The 16,176-nt window shown below is 69.4% G+C and carries 11 protein-coding genes; 4 read left to right on the top strand and 7 right to left on the bottom strand.

Annotated elements, in window-relative coordinates:
- Nucleotides 1-4: 4 nt before the first annotated feature.
- Together O6P37_RS06235 and O6P37_RS06230 are read right to left on the bottom strand one after the other, a co-directional pair.
- A complete protein-coding gene (locus O6P37_RS06235) occupies nt 5-2,866 on the bottom strand; it encodes an MMPL/RND family transporter (protein ID WP_408633118.1) in 2,862 nt (953 codons plus the stop codon).
- A gap of 161 nt (nt 2,867-3,027) precedes the next feature.
- The gene (locus O6P37_RS06230; protein ID WP_269893256.1) at nt 3,028-3,789 is read right to left on the bottom strand and encodes a GAF and ANTAR domain-containing protein; all 762 of its coding nucleotides are present in this window, start codon (nt 3,787-3,789) and stop codon (nt 3,028-3,030) included.
- Between the two features lie 246 nt (nt 3,790-4,035).
- On the opposite strand from O6P37_RS06230, the gene O6P37_RS06225 reads away from it, so the two are divergent.
- From O6P37_RS06225 to O6P37_RS06215, 3 genes are all read left to right on the top strand, one after another.
- The gene (locus tag O6P37_RS06225; RefSeq protein WP_269893255.1) at nt 4,036-5,610 is read left to right on the top strand and encodes a serine/threonine-protein kinase; all 1,575 of its coding nucleotides are present in this window, start codon (nt 4,036-4,038) and stop codon (nt 5,608-5,610) included.
- Between the two features lie 154 nt (nt 5,611-5,764).
- Nucleotides 5,765-7,525: a hypothetical protein gene (locus tag O6P37_RS06220; protein ID WP_269893254.1), complete on the top strand. Its 1,761-nt coding sequence runs from the start codon at nt 5,765-5,767 to the stop codon at nt 7,523-7,525.
- A gap of 158 nt (nt 7,526-7,683) precedes the next feature.
- Nucleotides 7,684-9,330, top strand: coding sequence for a DUF7800 domain-containing protein (locus O6P37_RS06215; RefSeq protein ID WP_456299327.1), 1,647 nt, complete (start codon nt 7,684-7,686; stop codon nt 9,328-9,330).
- A gap of 417 nt (nt 9,331-9,747) precedes the next feature.
- Here the strand turns inward: O6P37_RS06215 and O6P37_RS06205 are convergent, their stop codons facing one another.
- The 5 genes from O6P37_RS06205 to O6P37_RS06185 are packed head-to-tail and all read right to left on the bottom strand — an operon-like array spanning nt 9,748 to nt 15,487.
- Nucleotides 9,748-10,488 carry an SDR family NAD(P)-dependent oxidoreductase gene (locus O6P37_RS06205; RefSeq protein ID WP_269893251.1) on the bottom strand — a complete coding sequence of 247 codons (741 nt, stop codon included), beginning with the start codon at nt 10,486-10,488 and terminating at the stop codon, nt 9,748-9,750.
- A gap of 13 nt (nt 10,489-10,501) precedes the next feature.
- On the bottom strand, nt 10,502-12,115 hold the full coding sequence (locus tag O6P37_RS06200; protein ID WP_269893250.1) for a dipeptide ABC transporter ATP-binding protein: 1,614 nt from the start codon (nt 12,113-12,115) through the stop codon (nt 10,502-10,504).
- Nucleotides 12,112-13,002: an ABC transporter permease gene (locus O6P37_RS06195; RefSeq protein ID WP_269893249.1), complete on the bottom strand. Its 891-nt coding sequence runs from the start codon at nt 13,000-13,002 to the stop codon at nt 12,112-12,114. Before O6P37_RS06195 ends, O6P37_RS06200 begins: the two co-directional genes overlap by 4 nt.
- The gene (locus tag O6P37_RS06190; protein WP_269893637.1) at nt 12,999-13,955 is read right to left on the bottom strand and encodes an ABC transporter permease; all 957 of its coding nucleotides are present in this window, start codon (nt 13,953-13,955) and stop codon (nt 12,999-13,001) included. The genes O6P37_RS06195 and O6P37_RS06190 overlap by 4 nt, the downstream gene beginning before the upstream one ends.
- Nucleotides 13,956-13,963: 8 nt before the next feature.
- A complete protein-coding gene (locus O6P37_RS06185; protein WP_269893636.1) occupies nt 13,964-15,487 on the bottom strand; it encodes an ABC transporter substrate-binding protein in 1,524 nt (507 codons plus the stop codon).
- A 152-nt stretch (nt 15,488-15,639) separates the two neighbouring features.
- On the opposite strand from O6P37_RS06185, the gene O6P37_RS06180 reads away from it, so the two are divergent.
- Nucleotides 15,640-16,176 carry a hypothetical protein gene (locus tag O6P37_RS06180; protein WP_269893248.1) on the top strand — a complete coding sequence of 179 codons (537 nt, stop codon included), beginning with the start codon at nt 15,640-15,642 and terminating at the stop codon, nt 16,174-16,176.

Here is a 16,176-nt window from a genome sequence, read left to right as displayed (position 1 = left end):
GGCGTCAGCGCCCTACCGGTGACGGCCATTTCACGGGCACCGGCCTGGGCCGGACCCTCTGCGGCCACCAGAACCAGCGACCCATCAGCGCGGCGATCGACGGTGTCATGAACGCCCGGATCACCAGGGTGTCGAACAGCAGGCCCATGCCGATGGTCGACCCGATCTGGGCGACCACCGTCATCTCACTGACCGCCATGCCCATCATCGTGAACGCGAAGACCAGCCCCGCGGCGGTCACCACCGACCCGGTGCCGCCCATCGCCCGGATGATGCCCGTGTTGATGCCGGCGTGGACCTCCTCCTTCAGGCGGGCCACCAGCAACAGGTTGTAGTCAGCGCCGACGGCGAGCAGCACGATCACCACCATGGCCATCACCATGAAATGCAGTTCGATGCCCAGGATGTGCTGCCACACCAGCACCGAGAGGCCGAACGACGCGCCGAGCGAGAGCACCACCGTGCCGACGATGACGGCCGACGCGACGACGCTGCGGGTGATCAGCAGCATGATCGTGAAGATCAGCGTCAGCGCCGCGATGCCGGCGATCAGCAGGTCGTAGTCGTTGCCCTCCTGCATGTCCTTGAACGCCGCGGCGGTGCCCGCCACGTAGATCCGGGAGCCCTCGAGCGGAGTGCCCTTGATCGCCTCCTTGGCGGCCTGCTTGATGTCGTCGATGCGGTGGATGCCCTCGGCGCTGAGCGGGTCGCCCTCGTGGTTGATCATGAACCGCACGGACTTGCCGTCCGGCGAGATGAAGTTCTCCATGCCCCGCTTGAAGTCCTCGTTCTCGAAGATCTCCGGCGGCACGTAGAAGGTGTCGTCGTTCATCGCGTCGTTGAACGCATCACCCATGGCGGACTGGTTGGCCTCCATCGCCGCCTGCTGGTCCAGCTGACCCGCCTGGGTGGCGTGCATGGTCAGCATCATCGTCTTCATGTTCTTCATGGTCTGGACGGTCTGCGGCATCAGGGTGAGCATCTGCGGCATCAGCGAGTTCAGCCGCTGCAGATCAGGCACCAGGCCCTGGAACTGATCGGTCATCGTGTTGATGCCGTCGAGGGCGTTGAACAGCGACCGCAGTGTGTGACAGACCGGGATGTTGTAGCAGTGCGGTTCCCAGTGGAAGTAATTGCGGATCGGCCGGAAGAAGTCGTCGAAATTGGCGATGCCGTCCCGCAGTTCCGCGAGGTGCTCCGCCGTGATGACGGTCTTCCCGACCATGCTGTCGGTGGTGGCGCTCATCTCCTCCATCAGCGCGATCATCCGGTTCATCGTGGCGATCTGCCTGTCCATCGCGTCGGCCTGCAGCAGCATGTCGTCCATGCGGGCCTCGAGGTAGCCGCGGTTCATCGCGTTGAACGTGCTGCTCATGCTGAGCTGCGCCGGGATGGTGCTGTTCTCGATGGGTTTGCCGTCGGGCCGGGTGATCGCCTGGACCCGGCCGATCCCCGGCACCCGGTAGATGCCCTTGGCGATCTTGTCGATCACCAGGAAGTCCGCCGGGTTGCGCAGGTCGCGGTCGGTCTCGACCAGCAGCAGTTCGGGATTCATCCGCGCCGCGTCGAAATGCCGCTCCGCGGCGGCGAATCCCTCGTTGGCGGGCAGGTCGGCCGGCAGGTAGTTGCGGTCGTTGTAGTTGCTCTTGTAGCCCGGCAGGGTGAGCAGGCCGATCAGCGACAGTGCGATGGTGGCGAGCAGCACCGGTCCAGGCCACCGCACGATCACCGCACCGAGCCGGCGCCAGCTGCGGATGCGCATGGCGCGCTTCGGTTCCAGCAGTCCGAACCGACTGGCCACCGTGACGATCGCCGGCCCCAGCGTCAGGGCCACCAGCACGGCGATGGTCATTCCGACGAAGAGCGGCACACCGAGCGTCTGGAAGTACGGCAGCCGGGTGAACGACAGGCACAAGGTGGCGCCCGCGATCGTCATGCCCGAGCCGAGCACCACGTGGGCGGTGCCGTGGAACATCGTGTAGTAGGCGGACTCTTGGTCCTCGCCGTTGGTGCGGGCCTCCTGATAACGGCCGATCAGGAAGATCGCATAGTCCGTTGCCGCGGCGATCGCGAGGGCGACGAGCAGCTGGGTGGCGAACGTCGAGAGTCCGATGACGTCGTGATAACCGAGGAAGGCCACCACACCTCGGGCCGCCGTCAGGCCGAGCATCACCATCACCAGCGTCAGCAGCACCGTGGCGATGGACCGGTAGACCAGCACCAGCATCGAGATGATGATCGCGAAGGTGACCAGCTCGATGGTCCGGACGCTACGGTCCCCGGCGATCTGCTGATCGGCCGCGAGCGCCGAGCCGCCGGTGACGTAGACCTCGACCCCCGGCGGCGGGGACAGGTCGCCGACGATGTTCTTGACGGCCAGCACCGATTCGTTGGCCAGCGACTCGCCCATGTTGCCTGCGAGGTACACCTGAACGTAGGCGGCCCGGCCGTCGGTGCTCTGCGCACCGGCCTCGGTCAGCGGGTCGCCCCAGAAGTCCTGCACGTGTTCGACGTGGGTGGTGTCGGCCTCGAGCCGGTCGACCATCTCGTTGTAGAACCGGTGCGCGTCGTCGCCGAGGCGGTCGTCGCCCTCGAGCACGATCATCGCCGAACTGTCGGACTTGAACTCTTCGAACACCTCGCCGATGCGGGTCGTGGCGATCACCGACGGTGCGTCGTCGGGGCTCATGGACACCGACCGCATCTGGCCGACGACCTCGAGCTGCGGCACCGTGGCGTTGAGCACCGCCACCAGCAGGATCCAGCCGATGATGATCGGGATCGCCAGCCGGCGGATGAGCCTGGGCAGCGTGCCCCGCCGCTGTTGCTCTGGAGTGTGGATCGGCTGGGTTGTCGGTGTGCTCACCGGGACGTCATCCGGGCGGCGGAGGAACCGCAGCAGCGCCCGGCCTCAACGTGCGAGTTGGGCACCAAGGCCTTCGCTCCTTCACAGACGGCGTTCTGTCCGCCCGTTCTTACCAGATTCGGCTGCCGGGCGGGGGTGCCCCTGCCACCGGCTGAGAGCGTTCACAGCGGCGGTTGTGCACGGTCGGAGAGCGAGTCGAGAAGTTGTACGGCGACGGTGTGCAGCCGCACGTTGGCGCGCTGTGAGCGGGCCTTCAGCACCTCGAACGCCTCCTCTGCCGAACAACCCTGCAACGCCCTGATCACACCTTTCGCCTGGTCGATCTCGGAGCGCGAGGTCAGTGCCCGCTCCAGCTGGCTGACCGTCTCGCGGCAACCCTGCCACCGGCGCGCGTTGGCGATGGCGGCGCCCGCGGCCACCGTGAACAACTGCATGATCTTCTCGTCGAGCGGGTCGAACGCCGATGCCGTGCGGCTGTAGATGTTCAGCGATCCGACCAGTTCCCCTTCGCCGTGCTCCTCGGTCGGCGCGATGATCAGCGGCACCGAGAGGGTGGCACGCACGCCCTCCTGACGCGCGGCGTCGGCGAACTCCGGCCACGACTCCTGATCCACGTCCAGCGTGGTGCGGACCGCCGTGCGGGCGTGGGCCGCCGCCAGGCACGGCCCGCGATTCGACCAGTACTGCGCGAGGTCGAGCTGCATCACCCGGTCCTCGCTGCACGCGGCGGTGCGGGCCTTGTTGTCCGCCAGCACAGTGATCGAGATCGCATCGGCGTCCGGGATCGCCCTCGCCGCGGTCTGCGCCACCCGCAGCAGCGCGTCGTCGAGCGGTTCCTCCGCCGCGAACAGGGAAAACAACGACTCCACCGCTTCGGTGGTCGACGCGATTCGATCCAATTGGTCAGGACGGTCACTACCCATCGAGAAAGCCCCTTGACTGCAAACCTTTAAGCTGAGACCACAAACGGTAATTCGGTGTCTGCGGACATTTTGCGCGTCCTCGCCATCGGTCACCGAATCGCCACAGACTGGACTGAAGCAGCCGTTGCGGCCCAGACGCGTCACGGGCGCGTTAAATCTCCGTGCAACCCGGGAACACAGCTCGGGACCGCTCGTTGAGTTGGACGGTGGTGGGCTCTCGATCCAGATCAACGAAAGGACTGTGGAATGGCATCCCCGCACGGCGGCGCGCGTCTCGGAACCCGGTTCGGGCCCTACGAGCTGCGATCGCTGATCGGGGTGGGGGGTATGGGCGAGGTGTACCGCGCCTTCGACACCCACCGCGAGCGCATGGTGGCCGTCAAGCTACTGCGCCCCGAGGTGGCGGCCGACCCGAACTTCCAGGAGCGTTTCCGCCGTGAGTCGCGGGTCGCCGCCCGCCTGCAGGAACCCCATGTGATCCCCGTGCACGACTTCGGAGCCATCGACGGCGTGCTGTACATCGACATGCGGCTGGTGGACGGCGCGAGCCTCAAGGAGGTGCTGCGCGCCGAGGGACCGCTCGAGCCCGGCCGGGCGGCGTCGATCATCGCCCAGGTCGGGGCGGCGCTCGACGCGGCGCACGCGGGCGGGCTGGTGCACCGCGACATCAAACCCGAGAACGTCCTGCTCACCCCCGACGACTTCGCCTACCTCGTCGACTTCGGCATCGCCCACGCCGACGAGGACGCGAGCGTGACGAGGACCGGGATGGTGATCGGGTCATGTGCGTACATGGCCGCCGAACGCTTCAGTGGCGGACCGGTCGGCCCGCCGTCGGACGTCTACGCGCTGACGTGCCTGCTCTACGAGTGTCTGACCGGCCGGCCGCCGTTCGAGGCCGGTGACCTGCGGCAGCTCATGAGCGCCCATATGTTCGCCCCGCCGCCACGGCCCAGCGCGGCGCGCCGCGGCGTGTCGCGCGCCTTCGACGACGTCATCGCCCGCGGCATGGCCAAGCAGCCCGCGTCGCGATTCCCCTCGGCCGGCGAGCTGGCAAGGGCCGCCACGGCGGCCGTGACGTCGTCGCAGGTGGCGACCGCCGCCGATGTCCGGCCACCCACCGACACCCGCCAGTTCTCGGCGATGTTCCCGAATCCGGCCGCCACCGGCTACACGCCGTACCCGCCGCCGCCACCCGTGCAGCGTGCAGCGCCGCAGACCGCCGCGCGGTCGCGGTTCGGCCGGACGCAGGTGGCGCTGATCGCGGCGACCGTCGTGCTGCTCGGGGTCGCCGCGGTGCTGGGCGCGCTGCTGGTGTCGGGCGGCGACGCGGGCAGCCCGGCGCGCACACCGCTGGCGGTGCCGCCGCAGGCGACGACCACCACCGAGGCCACGGAGCCGTCGAGCACCGAGGCCTCCTCGAGCGCCCCGAGCTCGACGAGCACCACCTCGACGACCCCGTCCACCACGACGAGCACCACAGCGGGCGCCGTCGCCATGGCCGGCGCCGACACACAGGGCTTCATCGGTCATTCGGCGCGTTGCGACAACGGCGACAAGGCCGCGGCGATGGTCCGTACGGCGAACTCGCTCGCGGTCGTGTGCGGCACCGGGTCGAGCGGCGGCTACTACTACCGCGGGGAACGGCTGAGCGACGGCGCCGACCTCGAACTCGCGAACGCGGTGCCGGCGGGCGGTGGATTCGACGCCGTCAATCCCGCCGACGGCGCCCGCTACGAGGTGCGGCCCGACCGGCTCACCATCTACGGCAGCGGCGGCGTCGACTCCACCGAACCGGCGCTGCAGTACGCCACGCAGTAGTCTTCGTACTTGTAACGGTTCGCGCGGGCGCGCGATAAGCCGGTTGAGATCGATTGATCACCACGTCGTGGCGGCTGCTGGTACCAGGCCAGCGTCGGGGGAGACGGCTGCGCCCTGACGTCAGAGGAGTCGACCCGTAATGGGTGGTGCACCGGTGAACCCGAGAATTGCTGCGGCGGCGTTGGCATCGGGGGTGGTGATCTCGCTGACCGCGCTCTCCGGCGGCGCCGCCCCTGCGCTGGCCAAACCCGACAAGGACCCGGTCGCGCCGACCGAGACGGTCCTGCCGTCCCCGCCTCAGGGCGGATCCGGCTCCGAGGTGGAGGTCCGGGAACGGCCCGCCGAGCGGAAAGCCTCTGCGCCGGAGGCGCTCCCGCCCGTTCAGGCGCCAGTGGTCGTGGAGCCGGAGCCGGTCGTCGAGGCGCCGCCGGCGGTCCGGGAGCCGGTGGCACCTGAGCCGGTCATCCAGGCGCCGGTGGCTCCCGAGCCGGCCGTGGAGGCGCCGCCGGTCGTCGAAGAGCCTGCCGTCGCCGACCCGCCCCGCGCCGAGAAGCCGCTGCCTGCAGCAACTCCGACGCCCGTCGAGCGGCCGGCGCCCGTGGAGAAGCCCGCGCAGGTCGCGAAGCCTTCGCCTGCCGAAGCGCCCGCGCCCGCCGCAAAGCCGGCACCGGTGGAGGAGCCCGCCCCCGCCGTGAAGCCGGCGCCGGTGGAGGAGCCCGCTGCCGGTGCGCCGCCGGTCGTGCCTGCCCCAGCGGCACCAGGCGAGGTCACTCCGGAATCGCCGGCAGACCGCGCGGAGTCCCGGGAGCCGAAGTCCCCGGAGGCCCCCGACTCTCCGCCCGGGCAGTCACCGGAGGCTCCCGAGTCTCCGGCCGGAAAGGCCCCGGAGGACCCGGCCGCGAAGTCCCCGGAAAAGGAGTCGCCCGCTGCCGACGCGCCGGAGGCCGCGCAGGCCATCCGCGAGGTCCGGCCGGAGACCCTGCTCGCCCCCGAAGAGGACGTGCAGGTGGCCCGGCGCGCGGAACCCGTCGTCCAGAAGGTGGTGGAGGCGCCGAGGCAGGAGCTGGACACCCTGTCGAGGGCCGTCTTCTCCTCCGAGCGGCGGGACCGTGACCGCGACGACTGGGACAGGGACCGCTGGGACTGGGACAAGGACCGCTGGGACAAGGACCGCTGGGAGAAGGACCGCTGGGACCGCGACCGGGACCGGCACTGGGACCGCAAGGTGCGGCAGTGGAACCGCGACTGGGTGGAGTACGACCGCTTCTACCGGCCCACGTTCTTCAACCCGTACCGCAACCCGGTGCGCATCGTCTACGTGTACCTGAACCGGCCCCGCATCGTGTACATCCCGCCGCTGGCGCGAATCGTGCTGGAGGCGGCCGAGTTCGCCGCGTACAGCTTCACCGCCGTGGTGCTCGGCGCCGCCGACACCGCGGTCGACGTCGCGGTCGGCACGTTCTTCGGCGGCGGCTACGTCCCGCGGCCCGGGTTGCCGTTCCCGCAGCCCCCGCGACTGGTGCGCTACGACAACGTGCCCGTGCAGGTGCGCTATCCGCAGGCGGTCTATCAGCCGTTCCGCGTCAACCGCATCGTGGACATGGGCGAGGACGCCCGCTTCGGCGAACGCAAGGTGCTGCTCGACGGCGCGACGCCGGCCTGGGGGGTGTGGACCCAGAATCCCAGCGGTGAGCGGCAGTTCGAGGTGCACCGCACCCAGCAGTTCCCCGGCCTGGACGAACCGCAGGCCGCACCGCTGCCCGGCGACTATCCGCTGCGCCTGGCCGCCGACGAGTCATCGCCGGTCGACCGCACGCAGGTGGCGCTCTACGCTGCGGCCGGCGCGGTGGGGGCGCTGGGCTTCGCCGCCCTCGGTATGGCCGTGTACCTGGGCCGCCGCAGGCCTCAACCCTGACGCAGTGGGTGAGATCGACACCACGCGACTGAAGCGCGAGTGCGCCGCTGCGTGGTGTCGATCTCACGCTCGCCCGCAGCCGGCGGTCGATCTTGAAGCCGTTGACGGTCGCGACCATTCGCGATGACGAGGCCGCCGCCGTCGGGCATCATGGCGGAGTGCCCGAGGTTCGAGTAGGTCCACTCCTGCGACATGTGGGCCAGACCGATGCCACGGTGTGGGTCGAGACCGACCAGGCCTGCCGGGTCGAGGTTCTCGGCAGCACCGCCGACACCTTCGAGGTCGAGGGCCACCACTTCGCCATCGTGTGCGTCACCGGACTGGACCCGGAAGTCGAGCATCCGTACGAGGTCCACCTCGACGGCGTGCAGGCCTGGCCGCCGTTCGGCTACGAGCTCCCGCAGCCGCGGATCAGGCTGATGCCGCCCGAGGGCAGTCTGCGGCTGCTGTTCGGGTCGTGCCGGGCCTCGGCGCCGCACCACCCGCCCTACACCCGCCAGCACATGTGGCACTCCAAAGGCCAGGGCATCGACGTGCTGCGCGCCTACGGGATGCGGATGCTGCGTCAACCGTCGGCGCTGTGGCCGGACGCGCTGATGATGCTGGGCGACCAGCTCTACGCCGACCAGGTCAACGACACCATCAGGGACATGCTCGCCGAACGCGAGGTGCACGCCAACGGGCCGGTCGAGGTGCTCGAGGACTTCGAGGAGTACTGCCTCGGCTACTGGGACGCCTGGAGCGATCCCATCGTCCGGTGGATGCTGTCGACGATCCCGACGTCGATGATGTTCGACGACCACGAGATCAACGACAAATGGAACACCTCGCTGGAATGGCTGCGGGAGAAGCGCCAGACCGACTGGTACGAGACGCGCATCATCGGCGGCCTGATGGCCTACTGGATCTATCAGCATCTGGGCAACATGTCGCCGGACGAGCTGGCCAAGGACCACACCTTCCAGCAGGTGCTGGAGACCAGGCAGGGCGCCGAGCCGATCAAGGAACTCGCCCAGATGGCGGAGAGCGACGACGGCGTCTCGCATTTCAGCATGTGCCGCGACCTGGGGCCGGCCCGGCTGATCGTGGTCGACGCCCGCACCGGACGCCAGCTCGGCGCCGGCCGCCGCCAGATCACCACCGACGAGGAGTGGGACTGGATCACCTCGAAGGTGGACGGCGACTACCGGCATCTGCTGTTCGCCAGTTCGCTGCCCATCCTGCTGCCGTACGGCATGCACCACATCGAGGCGTGGTCGGAGGCCGTCAGCGACGGCGCCTGGGGCAGGCGGATGCGGGGATTGGGGGAGAAGGTCCGCATCACCGCCAACCTCGACCACTGGGCCTGCTTCCAGGACAGCTACCGCAAGTTCGAGGACCTCGTGATCGACGTCGCCGCGGGCAGGCGGGGTCGTACGCCGGACACCATGGTGATGTTCGGCGGCGACGTGCACCACTGCTGGGTGTCCGAGGTCGAGGTGCCCGAAGAGGAGGCGCCGGCGCCGGCCACCCGGTTCTGGCAGGTGGTGTGTTCCGGACTGCGCAAGGAGCCGTCGGCGAGCGAGCGGGTGGTGCTGCGGCTGGGGCACACGAAATTGGCCGAAGCCGTGGGCAGGGCGTTGGTGAGGACGACCAAGGTCGGCATGCCGCGGCTGCGCTGGCGGCCGGTCACCATGCCGCACTTCCGCAACCAGATCGGCACCCTCGAGATCGCGGGCGGTGAGATGGGCGTGCGCATCGAACGCGTGGAGGGGCGCTGGCGAAAGCCACGGCTGGCCACCGTGATCGAGCACAAACTGCTCTGACACCCGGCAAGATGTCGGCCCGGTCTCTGAGCTAGACGTGCACGTTGCGCTGACCGCGGGCGTTGCGTAGGCCCGAGCAGTTGTAGCAACCCACGCAGCCAACGCAGTCGGAACACAGCGCGCAACCCAAACAGCCCAGGCAGCCTCGGCATCCGAGGCAGGCCAGGCAACCGAGGCAGCCACCGATCGCGAAAGAAAGTGCCGTGAAGGCACTTCCGGCGACCGCAGCGCTGCTGGCCGTAGCGATCGAACCGGCCACGCCGGCGCTGGTCACGGTGGCCACCGAACCCGCCACCCCGGCGCTCACCGCGGTCGCGACCGACCCGGCGACCCCGGCGCTCACCGAGGTCGCGACCGATCCGGCGATTCCGGCGCTGCTGTTGGTAGCGGTCGACCGCATCACTGCGGGCATCCGGCTCAACCCGCCGTTTTTCCGTTGTCGACGATGTAGACCGCGCCGTGCACGGCGGCCGCGTCGTCACTGGACAGGAACGCGATCGTCTTCGCGACGTCGGTGACGTCCATGAAGCCGCGCGGCGAGGCGATCCGCATGATGAGGTTCCAGTCCGCGTTCTCCGGCGCGGCGAACTCGGTGACCTGGGCGGTGCGCATACCGCCGGGGCAGATGGCGTTGACCCGCAACCGGTTCGAGGTGAATTCGATCGCCAGCGACCGGGTCAGCCCGACCAGGCCGTGCTTGGCCGCGCAGTAGCCCGCCGAGTACACCTCACCCTCGATGCCGGCGATCGAGGCGACGTTGACGATGCTGCCGCCGGCCTCCAACAGGTGCGGCAGCGCGGCCCGGCACAGGAAGAACGGCCCGTTGAGGTTCACGGCAAGGTCGCGTTCCCAGTCCTCGTCGGTGACGTCGAGGGTGTGCCGCATCTGGTGGAACCCGGCGACGTTGACCAGTGCGTCGAGCCGGCCGAACTCGGCGACGCACTGCGACACCGCATCCCGGCACGCGGCTGCGGTGGTGATGTCCACCGGGGCGAACCGGCCGCCGGGCACGCCCTCGAACACGGCCGCCAGCCGGTCGGCGTCGCGGGCGATACCGAAGACCGACGCGCCGCGCTCGGCGAACAGCTTCGCGGTCGCAGCACCCAGACCCGCCGAGGCGCCGGTCACCAGCGCCACCTTCCCGTTCAGTTGGCTCATGGGCTAGACCTTCTCACGCCGAGGCCCGTGGCCGTTCCGGCGGCACCGCGGCCAGCAGCGCGCGGGTGTACTCGTGCTCCGGGTCGGCGAACAACTCCGCGGCCGGCCGGTACTCGACCGCCTCGCCGTCACGCAGCACCAGCACCTCGTGGCTCATCTTCTGGATCACCGCGAGGTCGTGGCCGATGAACAGATACGTCAGCCCCAGTTCCCGTTGCAGACCGCCGAGCAGATCGAGCACCAGGGCCTGCACCGACACGTCGAGGGCCGCCGTCGACTCGTCGAGGATCAGCAGGTCCGGCTCGCCGGCCAGTGCCCGGGCGATGCTGATCCGCTGACGCTGCCCCCCCGACAGTTCGTGCGGATACCTCGATGCGAAAGACGCAGGGAGGTCGACCAGTTCGAGCAGTTCGGCGACGCGGTCGCGGCGCCCCTGCCGCCCGTCGGCGAGCTTGTGCACCCGCAGCGGTTCCTCGATCGCGGTGCCCACCCGGTTGCGCGCGTTCAGCGACGAGAAGGGGTCCTGGAACACCAGCCCGATCCGGCGCCGCAGCGCCTTCACGCCGGCGCCCCTGACGGAGAACACATCGGTCTCGCCCAGCGTCGCGGTGCCGGCATCGGGCGTGACGAGCCCGGTCAGCGCCGCGGCGACAGTCGACTTGCCGGAGCCGGATTCACCGACGAGCCCCAGTGTGGTGCCGCGCCGGACGGTGAACGACAGGTTCTTGACGGCGTGCACCGTCGAACGGCCCGTCGGCGTCGTCACGGGGAATCTCACGTCGAGCGCCTCGACGGTGAGCAGCGCGGCGGACTCCGCCGGTGCGGGGGCGGGTGCGCCACCCCCGAGCAGCGGCCGCGACGCCAGCAGCGTACGGGTGTATTCGTGTTGCGGACGGGCGAACACGTCGGCCACCCGCGCCTGCTCGACGGCCTCGCCCTGCCGCAGCACCGTGACGTCGTCGGCGACCTGACCGATGACCCCGAGGTCGTGGCTGATCCACACCACCGCGGCGCCGAAGTCGCGCTGCAGGTCGCGGACGAGTTCGACGATCTGCGCCTGGGTGGTGACATCGAGTGAGGTGGTGGGTTCGTCGGCGATCAGCAGTTCGGGGTCGCATGCCAGCGCGATCGCGATCATCACCCGCTGGCGCTGGCCACCCGAGAGCTGGTGCGGATAGGAGTGCAGCCGTGACTCCGGATCGGGCAGCCCGACGGCGGTCAGCAGTTCCAGCGCGCGGCCGCGGGCCTGCCTGCGCGTCATGTTGCGGTGCGTCTCCAGCGACTCGGTGATCTGCCGCTCGAGCGTCAGCAGGGGATTCAGCGACGTGCCCGGGTCCTGGAACACGAAGCCGATGCGGCCGCCGTGCACGGCGCGCAGCGCCCGCGCCGATGCCCCGATCAGCTGGACGGGGCGTTCTCCGGCAAGGGAACTCGACCCGGTCACCGTGGCGCCGGGCGCATCCAGCAGGCCGGTGGCCGCCAGCACCGTCATCGACTTGCCCGAGCCGGACTCGCCGACGATCCCCACGGTCTGCTCGCGCGCCACGTCGAAGGAGATGCCGCGCACGATCTCCCGCCCGCCGATGCGCACGTGCAGGTCGCGCACGTCCAGGACGGGCCCGCTCATTGCTTCCTCCTGGCCTCGATCATGGTGCGCTGCTTCGGGTCCAGCACGTCGCGCAACCCGTCGCCCAGCAGATTGAACGCAAGCACGATCACGAAGATCGCCGCGCCGGGGAACACCGCCATCCACCACGCCAGCGTCACGAAACCCTGGGAGTCGAAGATCATCCGGCCCAGCGAGGGCTGCGGCGGCTGGATGCCCAGCCCCAGGAACGACAGCGCCGCCTCCGACAGGATCGCGAACGCCAGCGACAGCGACGTCTGCACGATCAGCGGTCCGGCGATGTTGGGCAGGATGTGGCGGCCGAGGATGTACAGGTGGCCGGTGCCCATGGTCTTGGACACCGCCACGAACGGTTCGACCCGCACGCTGAGGGTGCTGGCGCGCGAGACGCGGGCGAAGATCGGGGTGTAGACGATGCCGATCGCCAGGATCGTCGTCGTCACGCCGGGTCCGAGCACGGCGACCACGGCCAGTGCCAGCAGCAGCACCGGGAACGCGAACATCACGTCGACGACGCGCATGAACACCGTGTCGACCCAGCCGCCGAGATAGCCGGCAAGCACGCCGACCGTCACGCCGACCACGACGGCGAACACCACGCTGACCACCGCGACCCGCATCGACGCCTGAACGGCCGCCAGCACCCGGGACAGCACGTCGCGGCCGAGTTCATCGGTGCCGAACCAGTGTGCGCCGCTGGGGGACTGCAGCGCACTGGGCACGTCGATGTCGTTCACGCCGTAGGGTGCCAGCCATCCGGCGAACACCGCGACCACGACGACGGCCGCCAGCACCGCCGCGGAGAACAGGGTGACGGGATTGCCCAGCAGCAGCCGCCAGGACGCCACCGTGCCGCTGTCGCCGGCCGTCTGCGCGGGATCGGTCATGACAGCCGGATCCTCGGGTCGGCCACCGCGTAGAGCGCGTCCACGATCAGGTTGATCAGCAGGAACAGCGCCGCGATCAGCAGCACCGCGCCCTGGATGACGGGATAGTCGCGCGCGGCAACGGCATTGAACACCAGCCGCCCCAGTCCGGGCCATGCGAACACCACTTCGACGACGATGACGCCGCCGAGGATCGTGGCGAGCTGGATGCCGGTGATCGTCAGGATGGGGATCATGGCGTTGCGCACGGTGTGGCGGAACGTGACGACTCGGGGCGGCAGCCCCTTGGAGCGGGCGGTGCGGACGTATCCCGCCGAGGCCACCTCGAGCACCGCCGAGCGGATGTAGCGCGTCATGATCGCCGCCGCGACCAGACCGACGGTGAGACCGGGCAGCACGATGTGGCGCAGCCAGCCCGCCGGGTCGTCGAACAGCGGGCGGTATCCCGACGTGGGCAGCCAGCCCAGTGTGGTGGCGAACAGGGCGATGAGCAGGATGCCCAGCCAGAAGTCCGGCACCGACACCCCGAACTGGCTGGTGATCCGGACGACGGTGTCGCTGACCCGTCCCTCGCGCAGCGCGGAGTAGATGCCGGCGGGCACCGCGATCACCAGCGCGATCACGACGCCGACCAGACCGAGTGACAGCGTCGCGGGCAGCCGGTCCAGCAGCGTCACCGTCACCGGGTCACCGTTGCGGAAGCTCACGCCGAGGTCACCGGTGAACGCGTTGCCCAGGTAGCTGAAGAACTGCACGATTATCGGGCGGTCCAGCCCGCTCGCCGAGCGCAACGCCTCGTAGGCCTGCGGGGTGTAGCGGGTGCCCAGCGCTATGCGCACCGGGTCGCCGGGCACCAGGTGCACCAGGGCGAACACCACCACCAGCACCCCGAGCAGGACCACCAGGGAGTACAGCACGCGCCGCACCAGGAAGCGCAGCACGGGATGAGACATGAACGCGCTCAAGCCGATTCACCTCCGGCCAGCTGGGCCGCACGGAAGCGGACCGCGCCGTCGCGGCGGGCCTCGACCCCCGACAGGTCGTTCGACCAGGCCTGGATCACCGACGGGTTGTACAGGTAGAGGTAGCTGACCTGGTCGGCGATGATGGTCGCGGCGCGGGCGTAGACGTCGCGGCGCGCGGCGCGGTCGGTCTCGACGCGGCCCCGGTCGAGCAGGCGGTCCACCTCGGGGTTCGAGAACTTCTGCGCATTGCTCGTCCCGTCGGTGTGGTGCTGGGCGTAATAGAAGTCGTCCGGGTCGATGTTGCCCAGCCAGCCCATCATCAGCATGTCGAAGTTGCCGTTGTTCTGCTCGTCGAGCCACGTCGCGAAGTCGACGGTGCGGATGTCGACGGTGATGCCGAGCGGGGCGAGGTTGTCGGCGATGATCTGCGCGGCGGTGACGGTCTCCGGGTATTCACTGGTGACCAGCATGTCCATCCGCTGTGGCGCGGCATTCGCCTGCGCCAGCAGGTCTTTGGCCTTGTCGATGTCGTAGCGGTAGGTGTCGAAGGGTGTGTACCAAGGGTTGCCCTCGGGGATCGCGAGCTGGTTCTTCGCGGCGGTGCCGTAGCTCGTCGCCTGCACGATCGCGTCACGGTCGATGCCGTAGGCGATGGCCTGACGCACCCGCGGGTCGCGCCACGGGTCACGGGCCTCGTTCAGCGCGAGGTACCAGTAGTCGTTGCTCGGCGTGACCGCCAGCCGCTGGGAGCCGTCGTCGCGCAATTGGGCGACCCGCTGGGGCGGGATCGAATCGGTCCAGTCCACCTCGCCGGCCTGCAGCGCCGCCAGCGCCGTGGACGGTTCGGAGATGAAGCGGAACGTCACGCCCGACACCTTCGGCGGTCCCGCCCAGTACGCCGGGTTGGCCTTCAGCGTGATCGAGTCGCCGCTGCGCTGACCCGCGAAGGAGAACGGTCCGGTGCCGACCGGGTCGGTGGCGATGCGCCCGCTCTCGACGTTCGCCCGCGACACGATCGCCATGCCCTTGAAGCCGCCGATGTTGGTCAGCAGGTTCGGGGTGGGCGTCTCGACCGTGATCCGCACGGTTGCGGGGTCAAGCGCGCGGATGTCGGTCACCGCGCTGAACTTGTCGGCGTTGGTGAGCTGTTCGTCGATGATGCGCCGGTAGGAATACACCACGTCGTCGGCCGTGAACGGGCTGCCGTCGTGGAATGTCACGCCGCGACGCAGGCGGAACGTCCACACCCGGGAATCGGGGCTGACGTCCCACGACTCTGCCAGCGCCGGGCGCATCTCGAGATCGGCGTCGGGTTCGACGAGCGTGTCGAAGACGTTCTCCAGCACCTCGAACGAGAAGTAGGCGCTGGTCTTGTGCGGGTCGAGCTGGTCGGGTTCCCCGGCGATCGCCGCGATCAGGTTCCCGGACGCCTCGTCGCCGAGGTCGACCCGCTCGCCCGTCGAACAGGACGTCGTGCCGAGCACCAGGGCGACGACGGCGGCGATAAGACCGCCGAGCACGATCGGTCTACGGGTCACGCCATCTCCAGGGCTCATGCGGATGATCCAAGATCACTTACCCGCTGATCATCCGCCCCGAAACGCCCGGCTCCCGAATGCGGCGACCGGCAAACCGGTGACGAGCCACCGCACTGCTGCGATACTCAACGCTCATGAGACTCCGTCGCGCGCTCGCCGCCGCCGTCATGCTCGCCGGTTCGGCGGTCGGCTGGGCCCCCATCGCGCAGGCGCAGCCGCCCGACGCCCCGCCGGAGATCCTGCAGGGCGTCTACACGTACAACGAGGGCGGCCAGGCGGGTTCCGACTGGACCATCTTCCCGTCCTGTGTGCCGACGGTCGGCGACCTCCGCGAACCGCTGTGGTTGCCGGTCGCATGCCGGCTGCACGTGACACCCGAAGGCCAGACCGGCTCCGACGCCCTGATGACCAACGGGCTGTGGACGACGACCCGCAAGGTCAGCGACGGGCTCAAGTGCCCCGACGGGTCCACCGCAGCGGTCGAGCAGATCTTCTCGTGGAGCGGGGTCACGCTGGCGGGCACCCGCAAGTCCATCCACGGCGCGGTGTGCGGACTGCAACCCGCCATGACGTCGACGCCGTTCACGCTGGCCTTCAAGCAGCCGCTGCCGATCCCGGTGGACCGCTACCCGCTGGTCTGCGAGCCGGGCGGCCTCCGCCGCTGCTTCTAG

Source organism: Mycobacterium hippophais (assembly GCF_027529605.1).
Taxonomy (GTDB): domain Bacteria; phylum Actinomycetota; class Actinomycetes; order Mycobacteriales; family Mycobacteriaceae; genus Mycobacterium; species Mycobacterium arseniciresistens.
This window is presented reverse-complemented; position numbering and strand designations above follow the sequence as displayed.

Bases quoted from the DNA above. Each gene is read 5' to 3' on its own strand.
- O6P37_RS06230 (WP_269893256.1), bottom strand. From the start codon at position 3,789: ATGGGTAGTGACCGTCCTGACCAATTGGATCGAATCGCGTCGACCACC.
- O6P37_RS06225 (WP_269893255.1), top strand. From the start codon at position 4,036: ATGGCATCCCCGCACGGCGGCGCGCGTCTCGGAACCCGGTTCGGGCCC.
- O6P37_RS06205 (WP_269893251.1), bottom strand. From the start codon at position 10,488: ATGAGCCAACTGAACGGGAAGGTGGCGCTGGTGACCGGCGCCTCGGCG.
- O6P37_RS06200 (WP_269893250.1), bottom strand. From the start codon at position 12,115: ATGAGCGGGCCCGTCCTGGACGTGCGCGACCTGCACGTGCGCATCGGC.
- O6P37_RS06195 (WP_269893249.1), bottom strand. From the start codon at position 13,002: ATGACCGATCCCGCGCAGACGGCCGGCGACAGCGGCACGGTGGCGTCC.
- O6P37_RS06190 (WP_269893637.1), bottom strand. From the start codon at position 13,955: ATGTCTCATCCCGTGCTGCGCTTCCTGGTGCGGCGCGTGCTGTACTCC.
- O6P37_RS06180 (WP_269893248.1), top strand. From the start codon at position 15,640: ATGAGACTCCGTCGCGCGCTCGCCGCCGCCGTCATGCTCGCCGGTTCG.